At 73.5% G+C, this 22,648-nt stretch carries 17 protein-coding genes; 4 read left to right on the plus strand and 13 right to left on the minus strand.

Going from position 1 to position 22,648, the window contains the following annotated elements; all coding sequences use genetic code 11:
* Positions 1-9: 9 nt before the first annotated feature.
* A complete protein-coding gene (locus tag ACIQ9E_RS26345) occupies positions 10-456 on the minus strand; it encodes an Lrp/AsnC family transcriptional regulator (RefSeq protein WP_403711072.1) in 447 nt (148 codons plus the stop codon).
* Positions 457-544: 88 nt separating this feature from the next.
* Between ACIQ9E_RS26345 and ACIQ9E_RS26350 the strand changes: the two genes are divergently transcribed.
* Both ACIQ9E_RS26350 and ACIQ9E_RS26355 read left to right on the plus strand, forming a co-directional pair.
* Complete coding sequence (locus ACIQ9E_RS26350) at positions 545-1,057, plus strand: rhodanese-like domain-containing protein (RefSeq protein WP_403711074.1); 513 nt, start codon at positions 545-547, stop codon at positions 1,055-1,057.
* Positions 1,058-1,184: 127 nt separating this feature from the next.
* Positions 1,185-2,036, plus strand: coding sequence for an SDR family oxidoreductase (locus ACIQ9E_RS26355; RefSeq protein ID WP_403711076.1), 852 nt, complete (start codon positions 1,185-1,187; stop codon positions 2,034-2,036).
* Between the two features lie 88 nt (positions 2,037-2,124).
* Here the strand turns inward: ACIQ9E_RS26355 and ACIQ9E_RS26360 are convergent, their stop codons facing one another.
* The 5 genes from ACIQ9E_RS26360 to ACIQ9E_RS26380 all read right to left on the minus strand — a co-directional run bounded on the left by ACIQ9E_RS26360 (position 2,125) and on the right by ACIQ9E_RS26380 (position 11,970).
* Positions 2,125-3,807 carry a DUF885 domain-containing protein gene (locus ACIQ9E_RS26360; RefSeq protein ID WP_403711078.1) on the minus strand — a complete coding sequence of 561 codons (1,683 nt, stop codon included), beginning with the start codon at positions 3,805-3,807 and terminating at the stop codon, positions 2,125-2,127.
* A 603-nt stretch (positions 3,808-4,410) separates the two neighbouring features.
* Positions 4,411-5,901: a GNAT family N-acetyltransferase gene (locus ACIQ9E_RS26365; RefSeq protein WP_403711080.1), complete on the minus strand. Its 1,491-nt coding sequence runs from the start codon at positions 5,899-5,901 to the stop codon at positions 4,411-4,413.
* 89 nt (positions 5,902-5,990) lie between these two features.
* Positions 5,991-8,696, minus strand: coding sequence for a DUF6493 family protein (locus ACIQ9E_RS26370; RefSeq protein ID WP_403711082.1), 2,706 nt, complete (start codon positions 8,694-8,696; stop codon positions 5,991-5,993).
* Complete coding sequence (locus ACIQ9E_RS26375) at positions 8,693-10,129, minus strand: SWIM zinc finger family protein (protein WP_403711084.1); 1,437 nt, start codon at positions 10,127-10,129, stop codon at positions 8,693-8,695. Before ACIQ9E_RS26375 ends, ACIQ9E_RS26370 begins: the two co-directional genes overlap by 4 nt.
* 341 nt (positions 10,130-10,470) lie before the next feature.
* Positions 10,471-11,970 carry a PLP-dependent aminotransferase family protein gene (locus ACIQ9E_RS26380; RefSeq protein WP_403711086.1) on the minus strand — a complete coding sequence of 500 codons (1,500 nt, stop codon included), beginning with the start codon at positions 11,968-11,970 and terminating at the stop codon, positions 10,471-10,473.
* Positions 11,971-12,199: 229 nt separating this feature from the next.
* On the opposite strand from ACIQ9E_RS26380, the gene ACIQ9E_RS26385 reads away from it, so the two are divergent.
* Both ACIQ9E_RS26385 and ACIQ9E_RS26390 read left to right on the plus strand, forming a co-directional pair.
* Positions 12,200-13,222, plus strand: coding sequence for a DMT family transporter (locus tag ACIQ9E_RS26385; RefSeq protein ID WP_403711088.1), 1,023 nt, complete (start codon positions 12,200-12,202; stop codon positions 13,220-13,222).
* Between the two features lie 726 nt (positions 13,223-13,948).
* Complete coding sequence (locus ACIQ9E_RS26390; RefSeq protein WP_366258373.1) at positions 13,949-14,713, plus strand: GntR family transcriptional regulator; 765 nt, start codon at positions 13,949-13,951, stop codon at positions 14,711-14,713.
* A 246-nt stretch (positions 14,714-14,959) separates the two neighbouring features.
* Here ACIQ9E_RS26390 and ACIQ9E_RS26395 read toward each other — a convergent pair whose 3' ends face one another.
* The 7 genes from ACIQ9E_RS26395 to ACIQ9E_RS26425 all read right to left on the minus strand — a co-directional run bounded on the left by ACIQ9E_RS26395 (position 14,960) and on the right by ACIQ9E_RS26425 (position 22,627).
* Complete coding sequence (locus ACIQ9E_RS26395; RefSeq protein WP_403711259.1) at positions 14,960-16,114, minus strand: ROK family transcriptional regulator; 1,155 nt, start codon at positions 16,112-16,114, stop codon at positions 14,960-14,962.
* Between the two features lie 137 nt (positions 16,115-16,251).
* Positions 16,252-16,824 carry a G/U mismatch-specific DNA glycosylase gene (mug, locus tag ACIQ9E_RS26400; protein WP_403711091.1) on the minus strand — a complete coding sequence of 191 codons (573 nt, stop codon included), beginning with the start codon at positions 16,822-16,824 and terminating at the stop codon, positions 16,252-16,254.
* A 9-nt stretch (positions 16,825-16,833) separates the two neighbouring features.
* Positions 16,834-18,276, minus strand: a complete 1,443-nt coding sequence (purB, locus tag ACIQ9E_RS26405; protein WP_403711093.1) for an adenylosuccinate lyase — start codon at positions 18,274-18,276, stop codon at positions 16,834-16,836.
* 119 nt (positions 18,277-18,395) lie between these two features.
* On the minus strand, positions 18,396-19,181 hold the full coding sequence (locus ACIQ9E_RS26410; RefSeq protein WP_403711095.1) for an SGNH/GDSL hydrolase family protein: 786 nt from the start codon (positions 19,179-19,181) through the stop codon (positions 18,396-18,398).
* A gap of 126 nt (positions 19,182-19,307) precedes the next feature.
* Positions 19,308-20,321 (minus strand): hemolysin family protein, encoded by a 1,014-nt coding sequence (locus tag ACIQ9E_RS26415; RefSeq protein ID WP_403711097.1) that lies wholly within the window; start codon positions 20,319-20,321, stop codon positions 19,308-19,310.
* Complete coding sequence (locus tag ACIQ9E_RS26420) at positions 20,318-21,754, minus strand: hemolysin family protein (protein WP_403711099.1); 1,437 nt, start codon at positions 21,752-21,754, stop codon at positions 20,318-20,320. The genes ACIQ9E_RS26415 and ACIQ9E_RS26420 overlap by 4 nt, the downstream gene beginning before the upstream one ends.
* A 429-nt stretch (positions 21,755-22,183) precedes the next feature.
* Positions 22,184-22,627, minus strand: a complete 444-nt coding sequence (locus ACIQ9E_RS26425; RefSeq protein ID WP_403711101.1) for a GNAT family N-acetyltransferase — start codon at positions 22,625-22,627, stop codon at positions 22,184-22,186.
* Positions 22,628-22,648 lie beyond the last annotated feature (21 nt).

Consider the following 22,648-nt stretch of genomic DNA (forward strand, 5'->3'; position numbering starts at 1 on the left):
AGGGTGGACTCAGCGGCCGAGGGGACGCCGGGCGAGTGGGGAGGAGTAGACGACGCTCGTGGTCACCGATCCCAGCGCCCCGATCCGGCCCGTGATGTGCTCCAGATGCTCCATGTCCCGGGCGGCGACCTTCAGCACGAAGCAGTCGTCGCCCGTGACATGGTGCGCCTCCAGCACCTCGGGGGTGGTGTCCAGCAGATCGTGGAACGGCTTGTAGTTGCCGTTCGGATAGCGCAGCCGGACGAACGCGGTGATCATCAGCCCCAGTCTGCGCTGGTCCACCATCGCGCCGTACCCCGTGATCACCCCCGCCTCCTCCAGCCTGCGGACCCGCTCGGTCACTGCGCTCGCCGACATGGACACCTCCCGCGCCAGCTCCGCGAAACCGGCCCGGCCACGGCGCTGGAGCAGCTCCAGCAGACGCCAGTCGGTGGCGTCCGGGGAAAACTCAGTCATGAGCCCAAGGCAACCGGGGAATCCCCGGGCAATCAAGCCCCGAGCCGGGTGATCTCCCTTTAGGGGCCCGGAAATCGTCCGTAGATTCATGGTCATGAACAGCGCATCGAACACCATCGCCCCCGCCCCGTCCCCGGCCGCCCCCGGCCCCGTGCTCGGGGTCCCCCCGGCGGAGCCGGCCGCGGCCGCCGCCTACTTCCGGGCGAGCCTGGTCTTCCACGCCGACGTCTCGGACGTCGCCGCCGCGCTCGCCGCGGGCGGCGACCCCGGGTTCGTGGTCGTCGACTCGCGTTCCGGCCCGGCGTGGGACCAGGGGCACGTTCCCGGCGCGATCCACCTGCCGAACGCCCTCATCCCCGAGCAGGCCGAGCGGCTGCTCGACCCGGCCGTTCCCGTTGTCACGTACTGCTGGGGCCCCGGCTGCAACGGTGCCACCCGCGCGGCCCTGGCCCTCGCCGAACGCGGCTACCGCGTCAAGGAGATGCTCGGCGGCTTCGAGTACTGGGCCCGGGAGGGCTTCGCGTACGAGACCTGGGAGGGCGGCGCCCGCCGCGACCCCGACCCGCTGACCGCCCCGGCAGACGGCGACTGCGGCTGCTGACCCATGGCCCGTGCGCGGGAACGGGCCGGCCGACTCACGCCACGAGGGCCGGTTCCCTTACCGGCGGCGGGCGGGCGCGGTGTTAATCGCATGACATATCCGGGGCGGGCCGCCACGATGGGGCACCATGCCGACACCTCCCCCGCCCGCGCCCTCGGACCTCCGCCGTGACCCGCTTCCCCTGCGCGGCCGCTTCGCCCTGGTGACCGGGGCCGGCAGGAGAGACGGCATCGGCTACGCCGTGGCCCGCAGGCTCGCCGCCTACGGCGCCGGGGTCTATCTGCACCACCATGTGCCGCACGACGAGGCCCAGCCGTGGGGCGCCGCCCCCGGCGGCCCCGAGGCCCTGGCGGAAGGGGTCAGGGCCGCTCTCGGCGATCCCGGCGCACCGGTCTTCCACGGCCCCGCCGATCTCTCCGGTCCCGCCGCCCCGGCCCGGCTCGTCGCCGTCGCCGCGAAGGCCTTCGGCGGCAGGCTGGACATCGTCGTCGCCAACCACGCCCTCAGCGGCCACGACGGCACCCTCGACACGATCGACGCGGAGATGCTCGACGCGCATTTCGCCGTCGACGCCCGTTCCGTACTGCTCCTGGTCCAGGCCTTCGCGCGGCTGCGGGCCGGGCTGCCGCACCGGACGCCCGGCGGCCGGGTGGTGATGATGACCTCGGGCCAGGACATCGCGGGCGGGATGCCCGGCGAGCTGGCCTACGCCCTGGCGAAGGGCTCCCTGGCGTCCGTCACCCGTTCCCTCGCGACGCACCTGGCCTCCCTGGCGGTGACCGTCAACACGGTCAATCCGGGCCCGGTGGACACCGGCTATCTGGAGGGCGAGGCCCATCGTTCGGTCGCGGAGCGGTTCCCGGCCGGACGCTGGGGCGTACCCGACGACCCCGCCCGGCTGATCGCCTGGCTCGCTACGGACGAGGCCGAGTGGATCACCGGGGAGGTCATCAACTCGGAGGGCGGCTTCCGCCGCTGACCCCTCCGGTGCGGTGCTGCGCCGTGCCGGGCGGGGTACGGACGCGGCCCGCACCCCGCCACCGGCCCCGAGCCGACTCGGATCCGCGTCAGAGCTTCGACAACTCGTCGACCAGATCGTCGAGGCCGAGGGAGCCCTGGGAGAGTGCGGCCATATGCCACGCCTTGGCGTCGAAGGCGTCACCGCGCGCCGCACGCGCCCGGTCCCGCCCCAGCAGCCAGGCCCGCTCGCCGAGCTTGTAGCCGATGGCCTGGCCCGGGGTGGAGAGATAGCGGGTCAGCTCGCTCTCCACGAAATCCGCGGGCCGGCCGCTGTGTTTGCCGAAGAACTCCTGGGCGAGTTCGGGGGTCCACAGCTCACCGGGGTGGAACGGGGAGTCCGCCGGGATCTTCAGCTCCAGATGCATGCCGATGTCGACGATGACCCGGCAGGCCCGCATCATCTGCGCATCCAGATACCCGAGCCGCTGCTCGGCGTCGGTGAGGAAACCCAGCTCGTCCATGAGCCGCTCCGCGTAGAGCGCCCAGCCCTCGCAGTTGGCGCTGACCCCGCCGACCGTGGCCTGGTAGCGGGAGAGCCGGTCGGCGACGTGCGCCCACTGGGCGATCTGGAGGTGGTGGCCGGGCACACCCTCGTGGTACCAGGTGGACACCAGGTCGTAGACGGGGAACCGGGTCTCGCCCATGGTCGGCAGCCAGGTCTGCCCGGGGCGGGAGAAGTCCTCCGAGGGGCCGGTGTAGTACGGGGCGGCGGCGCTGCCGGCGGGCGCGATCCGCGACTCCACCCGGCGCACCCGCTCGGCGAGTTCGAAGTGGGTGCCGTCCAGTGCCTCGATGGCCTGGTCCATCAGGCCCTGGAGCCACTCCCGCACCTCTTCGACGCCCTCGATATGGCGGCCGTGCACATCGAGATGTGCGAGCGCCTCCCAGGGGCCCGCACCGGGCAGGATCTTCGCCGCCTCGGTCCGCATCTCGGCCAGGATGCGGTGGTATTCGGCCCAGCCGTACGCGTACGCCTCGTCGAGATCGAGGTCGGTGCCGTTGTAGTAGCGGGACCAGCGGGCATAGCGCTCACGGCCCACGATGTCGGGAGCGTCGGCCACCACCGGGGCGTAGACGTCGCGCATCCAGTCCCGGAGTGCGGCCAGGGCGCCGCCCGCGGCCCTGGCGGCATCCGTCAGCTCCCCGCGGAGGGATTCGGGTCCGGCCGCGGCGAAGTCCTCGAACCAGTTGCGGCCGGTCCCGAGCCACTCGGTCATATGGGCGATCATGGTCGCGGTGGCGCGCGGCCCCGCGTACAGCTTGCGGTCCAGCCCCTCCTGGAGGGCGGCGCGATAGCTCTCCAGGGCTGCCGGGACGGCGTTCAGCCGTCGTGCGACGGCGGCCCAGTCGTCCGCGGTCGCCGTCGCGGCCACCGTGAACACCGTCCGCACCAGATGCGCGGGCGAGGCCAGGATGCTCACGGCACGCAGCCCCTCCTCGGCGTCGTGTACGGCGAGTTCGGCGGTGAGCCGCTCCCGGAGGAGCCGTCCGCAGCGCCGCTCGGCGTCGCTCCTGGCCGCGGGCTGCTTCTCGGCCTCGTCGAGGCGGGCGAGGGTCCTGCGGGCGAGTACGGCCCGCTCCTCCTGGCCCGCGGGGGAGAAGTCGGGCAGCCGGTCCGCGCTCTCGGGTACTCCGAGGTAGGTGCCGGTGATCGGGTCGAGGGTGATCAGCTCGTCGAGGTAGGCGTCGGCGACCTGACGGGGCAGCAGAGTGCTGGCGGTGTCTGACATGCACACATCCTCTAGGAGTGGGGGTGTCGGCGTCACCATCGTGAGGGACCGGCGGGGCACCCGACGACCGTCCGATGGCCGGACGGCCACCGGTGCCGCCCGTCGCCGAACCACCCCCGGACGGACCGGAAGCGGAACCTCCCGGACGGCCCCGGCCCAGGGGTCGGATGCCCTTCCGCCGTATCGCCCCGTCCCCGGCCGGCCCCTGCACTTCCGTCCGTACGGAACGGCGGGCGCCCACCGGGTCCGGACCTCCGCCCCGCCCCATCACTCGTTCGGGGTATCCGGGCCCGCCGGTGACGGCCCGCCCGGCCGGATCCGGCCGCATCTGTCCGGACCGTCCCGAGGACGGAGGTTCCCCGGGCGCCCGTGGTGCGGCGGCCGGGGAACCCGCCCAGGAGGCTCGGGATCCGACCGCCGCCGACCCGGCCGCCCGTCCGGCAACCGGGCGCCGCCGGAGCCGCCACCGCTGCGGGCGCCGTCCCGGAGCGGCGCCGGCTCCGGGTGGCCCACGGTTGCCGCTGCCGCCCGTCCACGGGACAGGGCCCGGATCTTTGGCGCGATATCAACGGTCGCCCGGTGGGCGGCCTCGGCCGTCGCCGCTCAGCGCCCGGCGCGGTCGTGGAGGCACCGGAGATCCGCCTCGGCGGGTTCGGGCCGGGCCGTGATCACCAGGGTGCCCTCCTCGACCTGGTAGTCGAGGGGGAGCCGCAGTCCCCGCATGGCCGCGACCATCGCGGTGTTCGAGGACTGGGTCACCGCGTACACCCCTCGGGAACCGGAATCCCGGGCCAGCGCGACCAGCCGCTTGAGCAGTTCCGAGCCGATGCCCCGGCGCTGCCAGTCGTCCTCCACCAGCAGTGCCACCTCGGTCTCGTCCCCGTCCCAGAGCAGATGCCCGAGGCCGACCAGAAGACCGGAGGAGGTTTCCACGGCGAGCGTGCGGCCGTGCCGGGGGTTCAGCAGATGGTCGAGATAGCGGTGGGCGTCACCGGCCGGGCCGTGGTAGCGCAGCCGCAGCGTCCGGTCGGAGCACCGGGCCTGCATCTCCTTGGCGGCCGCCAGATCGTCCTGGTCGGCGCGGCGCACCACGATCTCCTCGCCCCGGGGCAGGGTGAGGACGTCCGCCCCGTCCGGGGTACGGGGACCCAGCCGGGCGTCCAGCTCCATCAGGGCCCGGGCTCTGGCGAACTCGGCCGGAGTGAAGGGGAGATGGTGGCGTTCCACGGTGATCGTGCCGCCCCGGGGGTCGCGCAGTTTGATGACGGTCCCCTCCAGCACCCCTTCCACCGGAGGCGGATCGCCGTCCGGGCGCCCCGCGGCGGTGACGGCGGGACGGGACCGGATCGTGCAGCGGCCCAGGAGCCGGCGGAGCGCCAGCGGCAGCTCGGCCGCGTCCAGCGCGGTCCGGGTGGCGAGTTCCAGCACCCGGGTGGGGGTGTCCACCAGATCGTGGGCGTCGGCGTGCTCGGTCCACACATCCGTACCGCCTGCCGCGACGACGGCCGCCCGCAGCCGCTCGACCGGCAGCGAGACGGGGGTACGCAGCAGGAACTCGTCCACGGTCCCCTGGGCCAGCGGATGGGTCTGGAGGGAGACGACGTCCGCCCGGAGATCGGCCAGGGCGGCGCAGAGCACGGCCAGGCTGCCCGGCTCGTCGCGGACCGTGGTCCTGAGCCGCCGCAGAACGGTCTCCTCCGGAACCGGCGGCTCCGCGGGAGCCCCGGGGGTGTTCCCGGGGCCGTCCGCTGCCGGGGTGCTGCCGTCTCCCGCACCGGAAACCCGGCCCGGCGCGGGACCGCTGCCGGAGCGCACCGCTCTGCCCGGGCCGGGATCGCCGGGCTTGCCGGCACGGTCGCCGGGAGGCTCCGGCCGGAGGCCGTGGCGCCGGGCCCACCAGATGTGGAATCCGGCCGTGGCCAGGAAGGCCACGGCTGCCGCCAGCAGTAAGAACGGACCGTCGGGGGTGTAGGAGATCAGCTTGGCGACCATGTCGACGACCGCCACCGCGGTGAAGACGGCGGCCAGTTCGACCAGCTCCCGCCGCCAGTGGTGGGGGCGGCGGGCACTTTTTGAGGAGGTCACATCAGTCATGTCCACCACTCTGGTGGCAGCGTGTTGCGTGATCACAAACGGTGTGTGACTGATGGGTAAATCGTGCATTTGATGTCCTATGGGTGAGTTCAGTGAGTTGTGCCCCCTGGCGGGATGTCCGTCGAGCCGGAGGCTGCGGAGAGCGCCCGGCGCAGACGCCCGGCCTGCACCACCGCCTGGGAGGTGCCCTTCCGGGCGGCCAGTTCCGCCAGGCCGGGTATCTCCCCGTCCCCCGCCGGAAGGCTGCGCTCCGCGCACTCCGCGGCAATCGCGAGGATCCGCCCGAGGCCCCGGTTCACCGGGACGGAACGGATCAGCCCCGGCAGCGCCGGACCGATCACGGACCAGACCGTGGCATACGCTCCGCCCGATGCGGCCGTGTTGAGCGCCTCGGCGATCCGGGTCGGCATCACCACTCCATGATTCACCAGATCGGCCAGCTCCAGGCCCAGTACGCGGTGATCGAGCTGCCCGCGGGCCGCCAGCATCAGCAGCGCGTCCACCGCCGCCAGCCGGTCGTCGGCCGCGGCGGAACCCATGCCGATGCCCACCACCCGGTGCAGCCGGGGCCCGGCGGGCCCGTTGGCGCCCTCCGCCTCCGCGAGCACCGGCAGGGCCGCGGCCACATCCCGGCTCTCCCACTCGACGCCCGCCACCATCGCGTCGTGCAGCCAGTCCGCGAGGACCTCCCGCTCGTACGGCAGGACGAAGGCCCAGTACGGCTGCCACCGCGACCAGGTGCCGCAACTCTGGTGCGGCTCCATGTCCCGACCCAGCCAGTGGAAGGCGCGGGGGAACTCACGCCTGACCGCCAGCTGCTCCCGGACATTTCCGAATCTGCCCCGGGACGCCTGCTGCCCGTCCCCGGCGGGCCCGTCGCCCTCCCGGTCCCTTCTGCGGCCCCGGGAGCGGGGGACGAGCGCCGGAAGCCGGGGCCCTTCCCCGCGCAGCCAGACGGCCAGCCGGTCGCCCTCGGGGGTGCCCAGTCCGGCCGCCGCGTCCGCCGCCGCGCCTGCACCGCCCCGGGGGACCCGGAGCAGCGCCTGTCCGAAGTCCGCGGGCCCGGGCCGGGCGCCCAGCCGGCCGTACTCCCTCAGCCGCTCCACGAGCACCAGCGGATCCAGTGCGCCGGTGGACCGGGTCGGCGTCGCCAGCAGGAACGGCATCGGGTCCGTCCAGACCCGGTGCCCCGCCTCCCGCAGCCGGGCCGAGAGCACCGACTCCAGGGACTCGTGCGGACAGGACCCCTTCGGCCTCGAACGGTCCACCAGCAGATCCGGCACGACCGGATCCATCGCCAACGCGATCGCCAGGTACGAGATCTCCGGCGTACTCCGGCCGAAGTACCCTTCCAGCCGTCGGGGAGACGACAGCACCCCCGGGGAACCGTCGACCCACCAGAAGGTGGGCATCGCCTCGCGCACCGCTTTGCCCAGCACCCGTGGATCCTGCGCGCCGAGCCGGACCATTCCGTCGAAGACCCGCTCGAAGTCCACGGTCTGCTCCCCGGAGCGCATGATCACCATCAGCTCCTCGACCAGCTCGGCCACCGAACCGGGCGCCGGTGCCAGGGGCTGCGCCACCACGGGAGCCGGGAGGAACTCCTCGTATGCCTCCGCCGATGCCTCGTTCTCCTCGTCGCCGAAGAGGAACCGGGCCGCCGCCCGCTGCGACGGGCTCAACCGCTCAGCGGCCGCGGCCAGCTCCTCGCGCGCCCCGTCCCCGGCGGCCGCGAGATGACGGGCCACCAGCTTCACGGCCCGCTCCTGCACACCGATGTCCGCATGGCCGAAGGCCTCACCGACCACCGGCAGCAGCGCCGCTGCCGCCTCCGGCCGCTTCCTCAGCTCCCGGTCGACCAGCACCAGCTGCGAACGGACCAGCGACTTCTCCGGACGGAACAGCACCGCCTCCGCCATCGACACCAGTGACTCCTCCGACAGCTGTCCCTGCCCGGCCAGCTCCGTCAGCAGCTTCTGGGCATGGCCGGCCACGGACGGAACACCGTCGGCGACCAGCCCCAGCCAGTCCGGCACCCTGGAGCGGCACTCCTCCCCGTCGGGCGCCAGCGCCCGCAGCACGGCGAGCGCGAAGGCCGACTCCCGCGGCCGCCCCCCGCGCAGCAGCCTGGCCACACACGCGTCGAGCAGCACCGACCGCTCCACCACCCCGTGCTCCGGCAGCGCGGCAAGCCCGGCCGGCCACGGGCCCTGCGGGTCCTGGTGCGGATAGCGGAACACCTGAGGGGGAATCCGCGGCGTCTCGAAGATCCGCACGGCCAGCACGGATGCCCGCGGGTCCGCCCACAGCCTCCGGACGGCCTTGTCGCCCTGCCGGGTCACCAGCTCCACCCAGCCGTTGACGAACCCGTCGGCCGTGGGCAGCGGACAGCCGGACCGCTGCACCAGCGCGTCGATGAGCAGCGCGTCACTGTCCGTCAGCCCGGGCCGGGCGGCCAGCCGGTGCGCCAGCTTTCCCAGGAAATCGTCGTCCCGGTGTTGCAGCACGCTCATCAGCAGCTTCGGCGGCCCCGACTGGCCGAGCTGCAGTTCCCGGGCCCCGATCCACGCGGCGGCGGCCGCCGGCCCCGGCAGACAGCCCGCGCCCGCCACCAGCACCGCCCGGGCCACCGAGACCCGCTTGCCCCGCTCCCGCCAGTCCCAGTCGCGCAGTTCCTTCCGGAGCTTCTTCAGCTCGGCCAGCACCTCCTTGCGCTCCGCCGGGCCCAGCGGCTCCAGCAGCCCCGGCACCTTGTCCGACCAACCCTTGCGGACCGCCTGCATCAGTTCTTTCATCGCGCCGCTCCCCGACCTTCGATCCGGCCGGCACCCGTGCCGGCCCCTGTTGCCGTTTCCCGGCCCGTGTCAGCGCCGCGGCGGGCCATCCGTACCGCGAGCGCGTGCTTGCACGGCCCCCGGCCCCCCTGGTGCTCGGCCCACCAGGCGCAGGTGCAGCGCAACCGCCCGCCCGCGTCCCGTATCCGATAGGTGCGCTCGGCGGACGTCACCGCGGCCGACACACCGTCCGGGTCCAGCACCACCGCCCCCGCCGCGATCAGTTCCCGGGCGGCGACGAGCCGCGGATTGTGCCGCTCCACCCGCCCGGCGTCATAGGGCAGCTCCCGGTGGAAGTACGCGGCGTCCGCCACGTCGTACCCCACGCGGCCCGAAGTCCCCAGCCGCACCAGGCCCGCGCGGACCCGCGCCACCGGCAGCCCGGAGCGTTCCGCCAGCTCCGCCGGGTCGATCTCCGGCTCCCAGGCCAGCAGCACCGACAGCAGATCCGCGTCCTGCTCCGCCTCCTCCTCCGACAGCGACTCCAGCACCCCGCCCTCCCCGGAGAAGCCGCGCCAGGCGTCGGGGGAGAGGGTCAGCGTCAGCCGCATGCCCGGCAGCGCCACCTCCCACGCCGTCGGCACCGGGGTCCCGTCGACGGCCGCGGGACCGTACACCCGCAGGGCCGTCGCCTGCCGCAGCACCCGGCCGAGCGCCTCCAGCCGCTCCGGCCCCGGCAGACACACCGCGCCCGCCACCGGCCGGCTCGTCGGCCGCAGCGTCCGCCCCGACGGGACCACCCACATCGCCCCCCGCGACGACCCGCCGGTCCGGGACCGGGGCAGCGACCGCAGGAACCGCACCGCCTCCGCCGCCGGCAGCTCAGCCCGCAGATCGAATCCGGCTGTCGCCACCTGTGCCTCGGCGAACCCCCGCAGCCAGCGGTCCGGCAGCGGAACCTTCTTCTCCACCACCGAGCCGTCCAGGGTGGTGACCGCCATCTCCCCCGGACCCACCCGCAGATGGAGCGGGCTGTCACCGGTCATCCGCGACAGCGCGTTCCGCAGCGGATCGTTGACGTCCACATTGGTCGTCCCGCGACCGGTCTCCGCCCCGCCGAGCCCCTCCCGCAGCACGTCCAGCCTGGCGTACACCCCGCAGCAGCCGGAGAACGACTCGAACCGCAGCCGGTCTCCGTTCCCCGTCACCACCGGATCGAGCAGACGGCGCAGCTCCGGCCGCACATAGCGGGCGGCCGCCACATCGGCGACGGCCAGCAGCCCGCGAGCCGCCGTCTGCGGCGAGTCGAGGAAACCGGAGAAGAACGTCGGACTGGCCTCGGCCCCGGCCGGAGTGAGCCCGCTCGAGGTCTCCAGTCCGAGAAGGCCTCCGTCGGCACCGGAACGGAGCGCGGAGGGCCGGGCGTAGGCGAGTGCCTGCACTGATCGCGTCATGGAAGGGACGTTAGGGCCGGCCACTGACAACCGCCGACGACAACGGCCCCCGGCCGCCGCTCCCGGGCCGCCCGCACCCCGGCCCCGGCACCCCGTACCCCCGCTCCGACCTGCGACGTTACTCAACAGGCCGGGACATGGTGGCGACAACTCGCCAGATCCGCGGACCGATTGCCCGCAGACGCGCACCCCGTCCCGGCCCCGTCCCGGCCCTGCCCCCGCTCCGGCCCCGCACCACCGCCTCGACGCCCGCACCACGCCCGCATCGCGGAGCCCGAACGCCCGCACCACCGCCCCGCCGGGCGCGCACGCCGGAGCCGACGGAGGAGACACCCCCCGCACTACCGCACCGGCACACCCGCCGCCAGCAGTGCGACCCCCCGCACGATCTCCGACGGCGCCAGATGCGCGTACCCCAGCACCAGCCGTACCCCCTCCGCCGGATCCGGCCCCGCCGCCGACATCTCGTGCTCCGCCAGCGTCCGCAGGGCCACCCCCGCCTCCCGCGCCGCCGCCACGAACCGGTCCTCCGGTCCGTACCGCCGCGGCAGTCCCGCGATGATGTGCAGCCCTGCCGCGATCCCCCGCACCTCGGTGCCGGGGAAGTGTTCCGCCAGCGCGCCCACGAGCACGTCCCGCCGCTCCCGGTAGGCGCGCTGACAGCGCCGCAACTGCCGGTCGTAGTCACCGCGCTCGACGAAATGCGCCATCACCGCCTGGTCCAGCGCGGGATTGCCGAGGTCGATGGTCCGTTTCCGCTCCACCACCTCGTCGACCAGCTTCCCGGGCACCAGCAGCCAGCCCATCCGCAGGCCCGGCGCGAGCGACTTGCTGACCGAACCGGTATAGGCCACCCGGTCCGGGTCCAGCCCCTGAAGCGCGCCCACCGGCGCCCGGTCGTAACGGAAGTCACCGTCGTAGTCGTCCTCCACGACCAGCCCGGACACCGACCGCGCCCAGTCGAGCAGTTCCGTCCGGCGCCGCGCCGAATAGGCGATCCCGGTGGGGAACTGGTGCGAGGGCGTGGTCATCACCGTCCGTACGCCACTGCGCTGCAGCGGTTCCATCGCCAGCCCCTCGCCGTCCAGCGGCAGCGCCGTCATCCGCAGCCCGCAGGCGTCGAACACCGGTCCGTGCACCGGGCTCCCGGGATCCTCCACCCCGACGCTCCGCTCCCCGTGCCCGTGCAGGACCAGCCCCAGCAGGGTCGTGGCCTGGGTGACTCCCGAGCACACCACCAGCCGGTCCGGGTCGGCGACCACCCCCCGCCGCCGGGTCAGCAGCGCCGCCAGCGCGGTCCGCAGCCCCGGCAGCCCCCGCGGATCCGGGTAGCTCAGGGCGCGGTGCGGCAGCGAGCCGAGGACGGTCCGCTGCGCCGCGGCCCAAGCGGTCCGGGGAAACAGCGAAAGATCAGGTTTGCCCGGCCGGAAGTCCACCACCGGAGAAGGCCGTTCCGGTACGGGCCCGGGGGCCGGTGGGCCGCCCGGCCGCACCGCGTCGCCCACCCAGGTGCCCGAACCGCGGCCGCTGCGGAGATAGCCCTCGGCGGTCAGCTGCTCGTACGCCTCGGTGACCAGCCCCCGTGAGACGCCCAGGTCGGCGGCGAGTTCCCGGCTGGAGGGCAGCCGGGTGCCGGGGGTGAGCCGGCCCGACCGCACGGCGTCCCGGAGCGCCGACTGGAGGGTGCGCCCGCGCCGCCGGGCGGGCGCGGCTGCCGGCAGCAGCAGCTCCCAGGCGAACCCGCCGCCGGGCGACGGGGCGCGGCCGCCGCCCGGAGTACGGGTGGCACCCGGCTCCGGACTCCCTTCGGGGCGCTCCGCGCCGGTCTCGTTCCGGGCCATGAGGCTGCTGTCCCACGCTTTCGTCCGTACGGTCGGCTCCCGACGAGTATGCCGCCCCGGGCCCCACCCGCCCCGCCGAACCCCTGCCGTCCCGCCGAACCTCTGCCGTCCCACCGGCCCGCCGAACGGATTACCCGGGGGAGACCGCGGACGCAGCGGGAAGTGGTCCCCTACAGCGCCGCGGAAGTGGCCCTTCAAGGGGACCGCGACCGTCCCTAGCGTGATCGTCATGAAGCAAAGCGCCGCCCCGGCCGCCCCGGCCGCGGCCTCCGACCGCTCCGCCGCGATCCAGGGCATCCTGCTGGTCACCTTCGCCTACAGCCTGGTCGGGGCCTCCTTCACCGCGAACAGCGTCCTCGGCGACTACCCCTACGCGGGCGGCCAGGCGATCCGGTACGGCCTCGCCTTCCTGCTGCTGCTCCCCCTGCTCGGCGGCCGGTCGGCCCTGGCTCCCGTCCGCACCTTGACGGCTCGTCAGTGGGTCCGGATCGCGCTGGTCGCGGGGATCGGGATGGTGGGTTTCAACCTCGCGGTCCTGGCGGCCGAGCGGACCGCGGAACCGGCCGTGCCCGGCGTGTTCGTCGGCTGTGCGCCGGTCGTGGTCGCCGTCCTCGTCCCGCTGATGAACAGCCGCCGCCCCACCAAACCCGTGCTGTACGGGGCCCTGCTGGTCGCGGCCGGTGCCTTCACCGTCCAGGGCTGGGGCCGCACCGACACGGCGGGCATCCTCTGGTCGGTGGCCGCCCTCGCGGGCGAGGTGGGTTTCGCCGTCCTCGCCGCGCCCGTACTCAAACCCCTCGGCCCCCGGCTCCTCACCGCGTGCATCTGTGCCGTCGCCGCCGTGGAGTCGCTGGTCATCGGCGCCGTCGTCGACGGAGCGGGACTGGTCCGGGTCCCGACCCAGACCGAAACCCTCGCCCTGCTCTGGCAGGCCGCGGCGGTCACCGTCATCGGGTTCGTCGCCTGGTACATGGGCATCCAGCGGATCGGGACCGAACGCGCCACCCTGTTCACCGGCATGATCCCGGTCGCCGCCGCCCTCACCGCGCCCCTGGTCGGCGCGGGCGGTTTCGGCGCCGCCCAGGCGGCGGGCGGAGTACTGGTGGGGGCGGGCGCGGCCCTCGGCTCCGGGGTCGCCGCCCTGCGCCGGCCGCGGCACGGGAACCCGCCGGAGGGCGAAGCAGCTCCCCCGGGGCGGGCGTTCACCAGCGCGGAACGCCCGCCCATCCCCTCGGGGGACCAGAAGGCCTAGGAAGTCCCCGGTGGACCCGCCGAGAGCGCGGCGCGGTCCACCGGGGAACGACCCGGGCCGTCGAAGGCCGGCGGGGACCCCTGTGGCGGGGGTTCCCGCCGGCCTCTGTCATGTCCTCCGTCAGGTCCTTTGCCATGGCCTCTGTTACGTCCGCCGGGGATCAGCGGGGATCGCCGGGGTCCGCCGGGGTCCGCCGGGCCGGTGTCCCCCGTACACCCGCCTCCGGTCGCGTCGGGCCTGCGCCGCGTCTCTGCCCTCCCCGGTGAACCCCGGAGATACCCGGAGATCACCGGGGGATTTCCCGCCGCGGGGCGCGGCCCGCCCCGGCGGCCGACCCCGGCGCCTTACTCCATACGGGTGTGGTCGCGGACCAATCCGCCGGGTGTACATCCTCCGCATTTCCGACAAGCCCCAAGCCCGCGAGAGCGGGCCCCCGTCCGGAAACCGTCCCGCCGCCACGCTGGCCCGACGGGCTTTTCCCGCACGTCAGTGGCGTTGTCCTGAAACCAGTACCTACCGGACCGCATCTAGTTCGACAGGGTGCTAACAGCTCGTGAACGCACAGTGGAACCGGTCGACTTCAGAGCGTAACCAGGGCAGGATTGGTCTTGACCAAGGTTCCGGCCCGCCCTATGGTCGCAGGGATAGTGCAGGAACCTTTAAAAAACAATGTCGAACAAAGGCGCGTAATAGCCGCCGCTGACACGGCGATCGCGGAGGATCAGGGTGGGGACCACGCATCTGGAGACTGTGCCGGAGCCTAAGTACTGGCACCTGAAGAACGTGATCGGCGAAGCCCTCGACTCGGACTTCGCGGTAGGAGAGATCCTGCCCAACGAACGTGAGCTGGCCGCTCGTTTCGGGGTAGCCCGGGCCACGCTCCGCCAGGCCCTCGAACAACTCGAACTCGAAGGACGGCTCCAGCGCCGTCGCGGCGTCGGCACCACGGTCGCCCCGCCGCGGCTCGGTGTGGACGTCTCCACCAACCAGCACACCGGCCCCGGTGCCGCCCAGGACGCCTGGCAGGCGTTCGACTGCGACAAGGTGGTGCCGCCCGCGGCCGTCTCCCGCGCTCTGGGAACGGCGGCGGGGGAGGAGACGTACGCCCTGCGCAGGCTGCGCGGCACCCACGGGCAGCCGCTCGCGGCGGAACTGCTCTACGTTCCGGCCGCGTCCGTCCCCGAACTGACCGCCATAGACGCTCCGTCCGGTGCGGCCAGAGCCCGCTGCGTCCTGCGCGAGCTCCAGCGCCTCGACCTCGACGGCCAGGACCGCGCGGTCGAACTGGGCTCGGCCCGTGCCGACGACGCCCGGGAGCTGGACCGGCTGCCCGGCTCACCGGTCCTGGTGGTCACGACCCGCTACCTCTGCCAGGGGCGTACGGTCGCGGTCTCCGTCGCCACCTACCGGGCGGACACCTGCAAGCTGACCTTCGGCGACTCCGGCGATGTCCGGATCAGCCACCACAGTGAGGAGCGCAGGGCCTCCTGACGCTCCGGGAAGAGCGCGCCGGACCCGCCACCCCCGGCCCGCTTCTCCCCGCAACAGCAACCTCCACGGACCGGCTCCGCCGTCCGTCCGGATCCGCCCCACCGGGTCCGGACCGACCGGCGGCCCGGTCCGCGACCTTTTCCGCCTCTGCACCGCAGCCCCCGGCGGTCCATGGCGGAAGGACGCCCGCCCCGGCGGAGCCCGTACCGGACCCCTGTCCGCTCACCGAACCGGTCTTGGCGCCGCTCAGTCGCGCGCCGCCGTCCCCTCCACCGCGAACAGCTCCTCCTCGGCGTGGTCGAGTGCTATCCGCAGCGCCCCGGTGGCCACCGCGGCCTCCCGCAGCAGCGAGAGCACCACCCTCGGCGGGCGCAGGCAGTACCGCGACAACTCGTTGCGCAGCGGCTCCAGTACGCCGTCGAGGCCGGCCGCCCAGCCGCCGATCACCACCAGCTCCGGGTCGAGCGCCAGCGCCAGCGCCGCCACATCGTGGACCAGTCGCTGGACATAGCGGTCGACGGCGGCCTGGGCCCGGACATCACCCTTCTTGGCCAGCGCGAACACCTCGGTGACGGCCTGTTCGTCCAGCGGGTGCAGCGGCTCGTCCGTCCGCGACAGCAGCTTCTCCGGCCGCAGTTGCCGGCCGAGCAGATGCAGCGCCCCGATCTCCCCGGCGGCCCCGCCGAAGCCGCGGTGCAGCCGTCCGTTGATCAGCGAACCGGCCCCCGGGCTCAGCCCCGCGAGGACGAACACCACGTCGTCGCAGTCCTTCGCGACGCCCTTCCAGTGTTCGGCGACGACGGCCGCGTTCGCGTCGTTCTCCACCAGGACCGGGCAGCGGAACGAACGCTGGATGCGCTGGCCCAGCGCCAGCCCCGTCCAGCCCGGCAGCGCGACCCCCAGGCGAACCGTTCCGTCGGTCTCGACGATCCCGGGGCAGGCCACCCCGACCGCCCGCAGATTGGAACGGGAGACCCCGGTACGCCGCAGCACATCGGCGGTCACGACCCGGACCCGGTCCAGCCGGTCGTCCGCGGACGCGGTGTCCGAAACATCGCGCGACGCCGCACCGATGATCCGTCCGTCGAGCCCGGAGACCAGGGCGGCCACCCGGTGCGGCCCGATCTCGATACCGAGCAGATGGCCCGCCTCGACCCGGAACCGGAACCGCCGGGCCGGCCGGCCCTGCCGCCGGGTCCCGCCCTCCTCGGGCACGCTCTCGGCGACCAGGCCCGCCTCGATGAGTCCTTCGATCACGCCCTCGACCGTGGGCCGGGACAGACCCGTCACCCGGGTCAGGTCCGTGAGCGTGGGCGAACCCGCGCCCCGGAGCGCGTGGAGTACCACCGCGGAGTTGATCCGCCGCAGCAAGGACGGATCTCCGCCGGTCAGCCGCCCCACCGTGTGTCCTTCCAGCCCCGGCTGGTGCAGCCCGGGCGTGTTGTCTGCCGGATGGTACTCGTTGGCCGTCCCCGTCGCACGGCCCTTGCGCCCGGTCCGGAGCGGCCGCCCCGCCCCGGACCGGTCCGGCCGCTCCGTCACGGCTCCCTCCGGCCCGGCTCCTCAAGGGCCGCCGCCCGGAGCCGCCCGTACTCCTCGGCCATGCTCCCCGCGCTCCAGTGCGCGTTCAGCCCGCTCGGATTGGGCAGCACCCAGATCCCCGTCCCGCCGAGCATCCGCTCCTGCGGGCCGATCCGGGCCTTCGGCTCGGCGAAGGCCGTGCGGTACGCGGTGATCCCGACGACCGCCAGCCAGTGCGGCCGCAGCCGCGCCACCTTGGCCCGCAGCAGCCGCCCGCCCTCGCGGAGTTCCGCCGCGTCGATCTCGTCGGCGCGGGCCGTCGCCCGCGCCACGACATTGGTGATCCCCAGACCGTACGAAAGCAGCCGGTGCTGTTCCGCCGGTGCCAGCTGCCGGGGAGTGAAACCCGACAGCCGGAGCACCGGCCAGAACCGGTTCCCGGGGCGGGCGAAGTGGTGTCCGGTCACCGCCGACATCAGACTCGGGTTGATTCCGCAGAACAGTACGGACAGCCCCGGCGCGACGACATCGTCGACGAGCCCGTCACGGGCGGCCCTCAGCTCCTCGGGCGACGGCAGCGGCACGGACACCGGCGGACGTCAGAGAATCGCGCCGGGCGCGTAGCCGGCGGCGTCCGGGTACCGCTTGACGACGTCCTCGACCCGGGCGGCCACCTCCGCCACCTGCGCGGCTGCCGCGCCCGTGAACGACAGCCGGTCCGCCATCAGCGCGTCCAGCGCAGCACGGTCCAGCGGAATCCGCTCGTCCGCCGCCAGCCGGTCCAGCAGCTCGTTCCGCTCGGCGCCCTGCTCCCGCATCGCCAGCGCCGACGCCACCGCGTGCTCCTTGATGACCTCGTGCGCCTCCTCCCGGCCCACCCCGGCGCGTACCGCACCCATCAGCACCTTCGTGGTGGCCAGGAACGGCAGATAGCGGTCCAGCTCACGGGCGATCACGGCCGGGAAGGCACCGAACTCGTCCAGGACCGTCAGGAAGGTCTCCAGCAGGCCGTCGAGGGCGAAGAAGGCGTCCGGCAGGGCGACCCGGCGCACCACCGAGCAGGAGACGTCGCCCTCGTTCCACTGGTCGCCCGCCAGCTCGCCGGTCATCGAGGCGTAGCCCCGCAGGATGACCATCAGCCCGTTGACGCGCTCGCAGGAGCGGGTGTTCATCTTGTGCGGCATCGCCGAGGAACCGACCTGGCCGGGCTTGAAGCCCTCGGTGACCAGCTCGTGCCCGGCCATCAGCCGGACCGTCTTCGCCAGCGACGACGGCCCGGCGGCGATCTGGACGAGCGCCGTGACCACGTCGTAGTCCAGGGAGCGGGGGTAGACCTGCCCCACCGAGGTGAACGCCCGCGCGAAGCCCAGATGACCGGCGACCCGCTGCTCCAGCTCCGCGAGCTTCTCCTCCTCGCCGCCGAGCAGGTCCAGCATGTCCTGGGCGGTGCCGACCGGGCCCTTGATCCCGCGCAGCGGATAGCGGGCGATCAGCTGCTCCAGCCGCCCGAAGGCCACCAGCAGCTCGTCGGCGGCGGTCGCGAACCGCTTCCCGAGCGTCGTCGCCTGCGCGGCGACATTGTGCGAGCGGCCCGCCATCACCAGCTCGGCGTGCTCCCCGGCCAGCTTCCCGAGCCGGGCCAGTACGGCGACCGTGCGGTCCCGCACCAGCTCCAGGGAGAGCCGGATCTGAAGCTGCTCCACGTTCTCCGTGAGATCCCGGGAGGTCATGCCCTTGTGGATCTGCTCATGGCCCGCGAGGGCGTTGAACTCCTCGATGCGCGCCTTCACATCGTGGCGGGTGATCCGTTCGCGTTCGGCGATCGACCCCAGGTCGACCCGGTCGAGGACCCGCTCGTAGTCGGCGACGGCGGATTCGGGGACGTCGATGCCGAGATCCCGCTGGGCGCGCAGGACCGCGAGCCAGAGCTGCCGCTCCAGCTTCACCTTCTGCTCGGGGGACCACAGGGCGGCCAGTTCGGTGGAGGCGTAGCGGCCGGCCAGGACATTGGGGATGCGGGGCTTCGCAGACAGAGCAGTCACGTGGCCTGATTCTACTGGCGATCCGCGCAGGCCAGTGCGGCGGTCCGTGATGCGGCGGGCATATCGCGGCGTTCCGGGCACCCGCACCGGGTCCGCCGGGCCGGGTCCGCCGGGCCGGGTCAGGGCGTCCGGCTCCCGGGGTCGTAAGGAAGCAGCTCGGGGCGTTTGGCGGGGCGGCCGTCGCCGGAGGAGCGGCCGGTCAGCCGGCGGCCGACCCACGGTGCCAGATGGCGCCGGGCGAAGCGCAGGTCCGCTGCCCGCCGGGCGCCCCACCGGGCCGGGTCCACGGCCGGCAGCGGTGCCTGCCAGTCGTCCTCCGCGGGCAGCCCGAGGACCTGCCAGACCGCCTCGGCGACCCTCCGGTGGCCTTCGGACGTCAGATGCAGCCGGTCGGCGTCCCACAGCCGGGGGTCCCCGAGCACCGGGGCGCCGTACAGATCCACCACGAGCGCGCCGTGGCGGGCGGCCAGCGCGTCCAACCGGGCGTACAGCTCCTCCATCCGCGGGCGGCCCGCATCCAGCAGCGGGCCGTACCGGCCGGGGCTGTGCATCAGGACCAGCTGCCGGCAGGAGGGGGCCAGGGTCTCCACCGCCTCCTCCAGCAGGGCGTGGACCCGGCCCATGTCGATCCGGGGGCGCAGTACGTCGTTGAGCCCGCCGACGAAGGTCACCACGTCCGCGCGCATCGCGGCGGCGGGGCCGACCTGCTCCTGGACGATCTGGCCCAGGAGTTTGCCGCGCACCGCGAGATTGGCGTACCGGAAACCGGGGGAGCGGGTGGCGAGCCGGGCGGCCAGCAGATCGGCCCAGCCGCGGTACGAACCGTCGGGCAGCAGGTCCGACATGCCTTCGGTGAAGGAGTCGCCCACCGCGACCAGGCTTGTGCAGTCCGGATTCGTCTCCATGGCCGCAAGATCCTACCCTCCGGTAGGTACCGGGCGCACACGGCGGCGGCCCGCCCCGTGTCTCCGGAGGGAGTACGGGACGGGCCGCTCGGGTGCGGGTCCGGGAACGGGCCCCGAGGCCCGGCGTCAGTCCGTGCGGCCCACCAGCTCGCGCAGCACGTCCTCCATGGTCACCAGGCCCTCCGGCGCACCGTCGTCGTTCTGCACGGCGGCCAGATGCGTACCGCTGCGCTGCATCGCCGTCAGCACGTCGTCCAGCGGCATCGCCGCCCGGACCCGGGCGATCGGCCGCATGGCCGTCGCCGGGAACGGCACATCGCGCGGCACCGCGTCCAGGGCGTCCTTCACATGGAGGTAGCCGAGGATGCTGCGGCCCGCGTCGATCACCGGGAAGCGGGAGTACCCGGACTGCGCCGACAGCAGCTCCAGCTGCTCCGGAGTGGTCCCGGCCTGTGCGTACACCACCCGCTCCGCGGGCATCACCACGTCCCGGACCGGGCGCCGGCCCAGCTCCAGGGCGTCCCGCAGGCGTTCGGCGGCCCGGTCGTCGAGCAGTCCGGCGTCGCCGGAGTCGTTGACCATACGGGCCAGCTCGTCGTCCGAGAAGGTCGCCGCGACCTCGTCCTTCGTCTCCACCTTCAGCAGCCGCAGCAGGGTGTTGGCGAAGGCGTTGATCGTGAAGATCACCGGTCGCAGCGCCCGGGCCACCGCGACCAGCGGCGGGCCGAGGATCAGCGCGCTGCGGGTCGGTTCGGCCAGGGCGATGTTCTTCGGCACCATCTCGCCGAGGAGCATGTGCAGATACGTCGCGAGCGACAGGGCGATCACGAACGAGATCGGGTGGATCAGACCCTCCGGCACGCCCATCGAGTGGAGGACCGGCGACAGCAGGTGCTCGATCGCGGGCTCGGCGACGATACCGAGGACCAGGGTGCAGAGCGTGATGCCGAGCTGGGCCGTGGCCAGCAGCGCCGATACGTGCTCCAGTCCCCACAGAACGCTTTTGGCGCGGCGGTTGCCCGCTTCCGCCTCGGGTTCGATCTGACTGCGGCGTACCGAGATCATGGCGAACTCGGCACCCACGAAGAAGGCGTTGACGACCAGGGTCGCCAGACCGATGAGCAACTGGATGGCGGTCATCGTCCGGCCTCCCCGGCGTCACGGCGCGAACGGCTGTCGGCTCCGGTATCGCCTGTCTTCCCGGACTTCGCGGTCTTCTCCGCCGTTCCGGTCCGTTCCTGGGGGCCTTCGGCCTCCTCGGTCTCCGACGGCAGCGGTGCATGCAGCAGGACCCGCGCGGCCCGCCGGCCCGAAGCGTCGACCACGTCGAGGCGCCAGCCCCGGATGTCCATCCGGTCGCCCTCGACCGGGATCCGGCCCAGTTCGGTGGCGATCAGACCGGCCAGTGTCTCGTACGGGCCGTCCGGCACCTTCAGGCCGACCCGTTCGAGCTGGTCGGTGCGGGCGGCGCCGTCCGCCGACCACAGGGCGCGGCCGTCGGCGTCGAGCCCGGCGGCCGCCAGGTCGGGGGTCTCCTGCGGATCGTGCTCGTCGCGTACCTCGCCGACGACCTCCTCGACGATGTCCTCCATCGTCGCCACACCGGCCGTACCGCCGTACTCGTCGATGACCACGGCCATCGTGGAGCGGCCGCCGAGCCGGTCGAGGAGCCGGTCCACGGTCAGCGTCTCGGGGACCAGCAGGGGTTCGCGCAGCACCTCGGAGACGCCGGTGCGCGGCCGGTCGGCGGCCGGGATCGCCAGGACGTCCTTGATATGCGCGATACCGACGACCGTGTCCAGGTTGCCCCGGTAGACCGGGAAGCGGGACAGTCCGGTCGCCCGGGTGGCGTTGGCCACGTCCTCGGCCGTCGCCTGCACCTCCAGCGCGGTGACCTGGACCCGCGGGGTCATCACGTTCTCCGCGGTCAGCTCGGCCAGATTCAGGGTCCGTACGAACAGCTCGGCCGTATCGGCCTCCAGCGCACCCTCCTTCGCCGAGTGGCGGGCGAGCGCCACCAGCTCCTGCGGGCTGCGCGCGGAGGCCAGCTCCTCGGTCGGCTCCATGCCGAGCCGGCGCAGGATGCGGTTGGCGGTGTTGTTGAGATGGCTGATCAGCGGCTTGAAGGCGGCGGTGAACAGCCGCTGGAGGGGGGCTGCGACCTTGGCCACCGCGAGTGGCGAAGAGATCGCCCAGTTCTTCGGGACCAGCTCGCCGACGACCATCAGGACGACCGTGGACATGGCCGTACCGAGGACGAGTGCCACGGAGGACGCCGCCGTCGGCGACAGGCCCAGGTCCTCCATCGGGCCGCGGATCAGCTTGGCGATCGACGGTTCGGAGAGCATGCCGACGATCAGGTTGGTGACGGTGATGCCGAGCTGGGCGCCGGAGAGCTGGAAGGTGAGGCCGCGGACGGCCTTCAGGGCGCTGGCGGCCCCGCGCTCACCGCGGGCCGCTGCCGCTTCGAGATCGGCGCGCTCGACGGTGGTCAGAGAGAACTCCGCCGCGACGAAGACACCGCACGCGAGGGAGAGCAGAAGCGCCACGAAGAGGAGGAGCACCTCGGTCATCGGGCCACCTCCGTCCCACGGCGCGATCGGGGCGGGAGGCGGAATTGATGTCTGCTACTGGGAGGCTCGTCCATGGACGGACGCTCACACCTTTCCTCGGTGACGACAGATGGGTCCCCCCATCGTAAAGGGTCGGCAAAGTCCTCTACGGGGGCCCTCGGTGCCCCGGCGAAGGAGACGGGGGGACGGGGCGGACCGGGCACCGCGGGGAAGCGGCACCAATCCATAACCATGGTGTCATCCCGGAGCTTCCCCCCGCTCGGGGGACCGGGGCCCCCGAGCGGGGGGAGGGGCGCTCCCGCGCGGGCGGTGATGCGCTGTGGCGCCTTGCGTCCGTCGCCCCCGAGAGTGACCGTCCGCAGCGGGGTGACGGGACGGAGACGGCCCCGGGGCGGACTCCCCGGGGCCGTACGGCGGGCGGTGCGGGTCTCAGACGGTGCTCCGGTCGAGCGGCTTGACCCAGCGCCGCCAGCGGTCCTCGCGGTGGTAGCCGGCGGCCGCCCACGCCCGGTGGGCGGGTTCGTTGCTCTCCAGCACCATCGCGTCCCCGCGCCGCCCGCCGACGGCGTCGAACCGCCGCTCGGCCGCCGCGAGCAGCACCGACGCGATCCCCCGCCTGCGGTACGCGGGCAGCACCGCGAGCCGGTAGAGGGAGCAGCGCCAGCCGTCGTAACCGGCGATCACCGAACCCACCAGCTCGCCGTCGTCGGTCTCGGCGAGGATCAGCGCATCGGGGTCGCGGGTGATCAGTGCGACGACACCGTCGGTGTCGTCGGTGATACTCGTTCCCTCCGCCGCCTCCTTCCAGAAGGAGAGGACGGCCCCGGCCTCGTCGGCGCGGGCGGTACGGGTGCGGATGCGCAGGTCGCTCATGGTCCGACCCAAGCACGGCGG

The organism is Streptomyces sp. NPDC094448 (assembly GCF_044763775.1).
Lineage (GTDB): Bacteria > Actinomycetota > Actinomycetes > Streptomycetales > Streptomycetaceae > Streptomyces.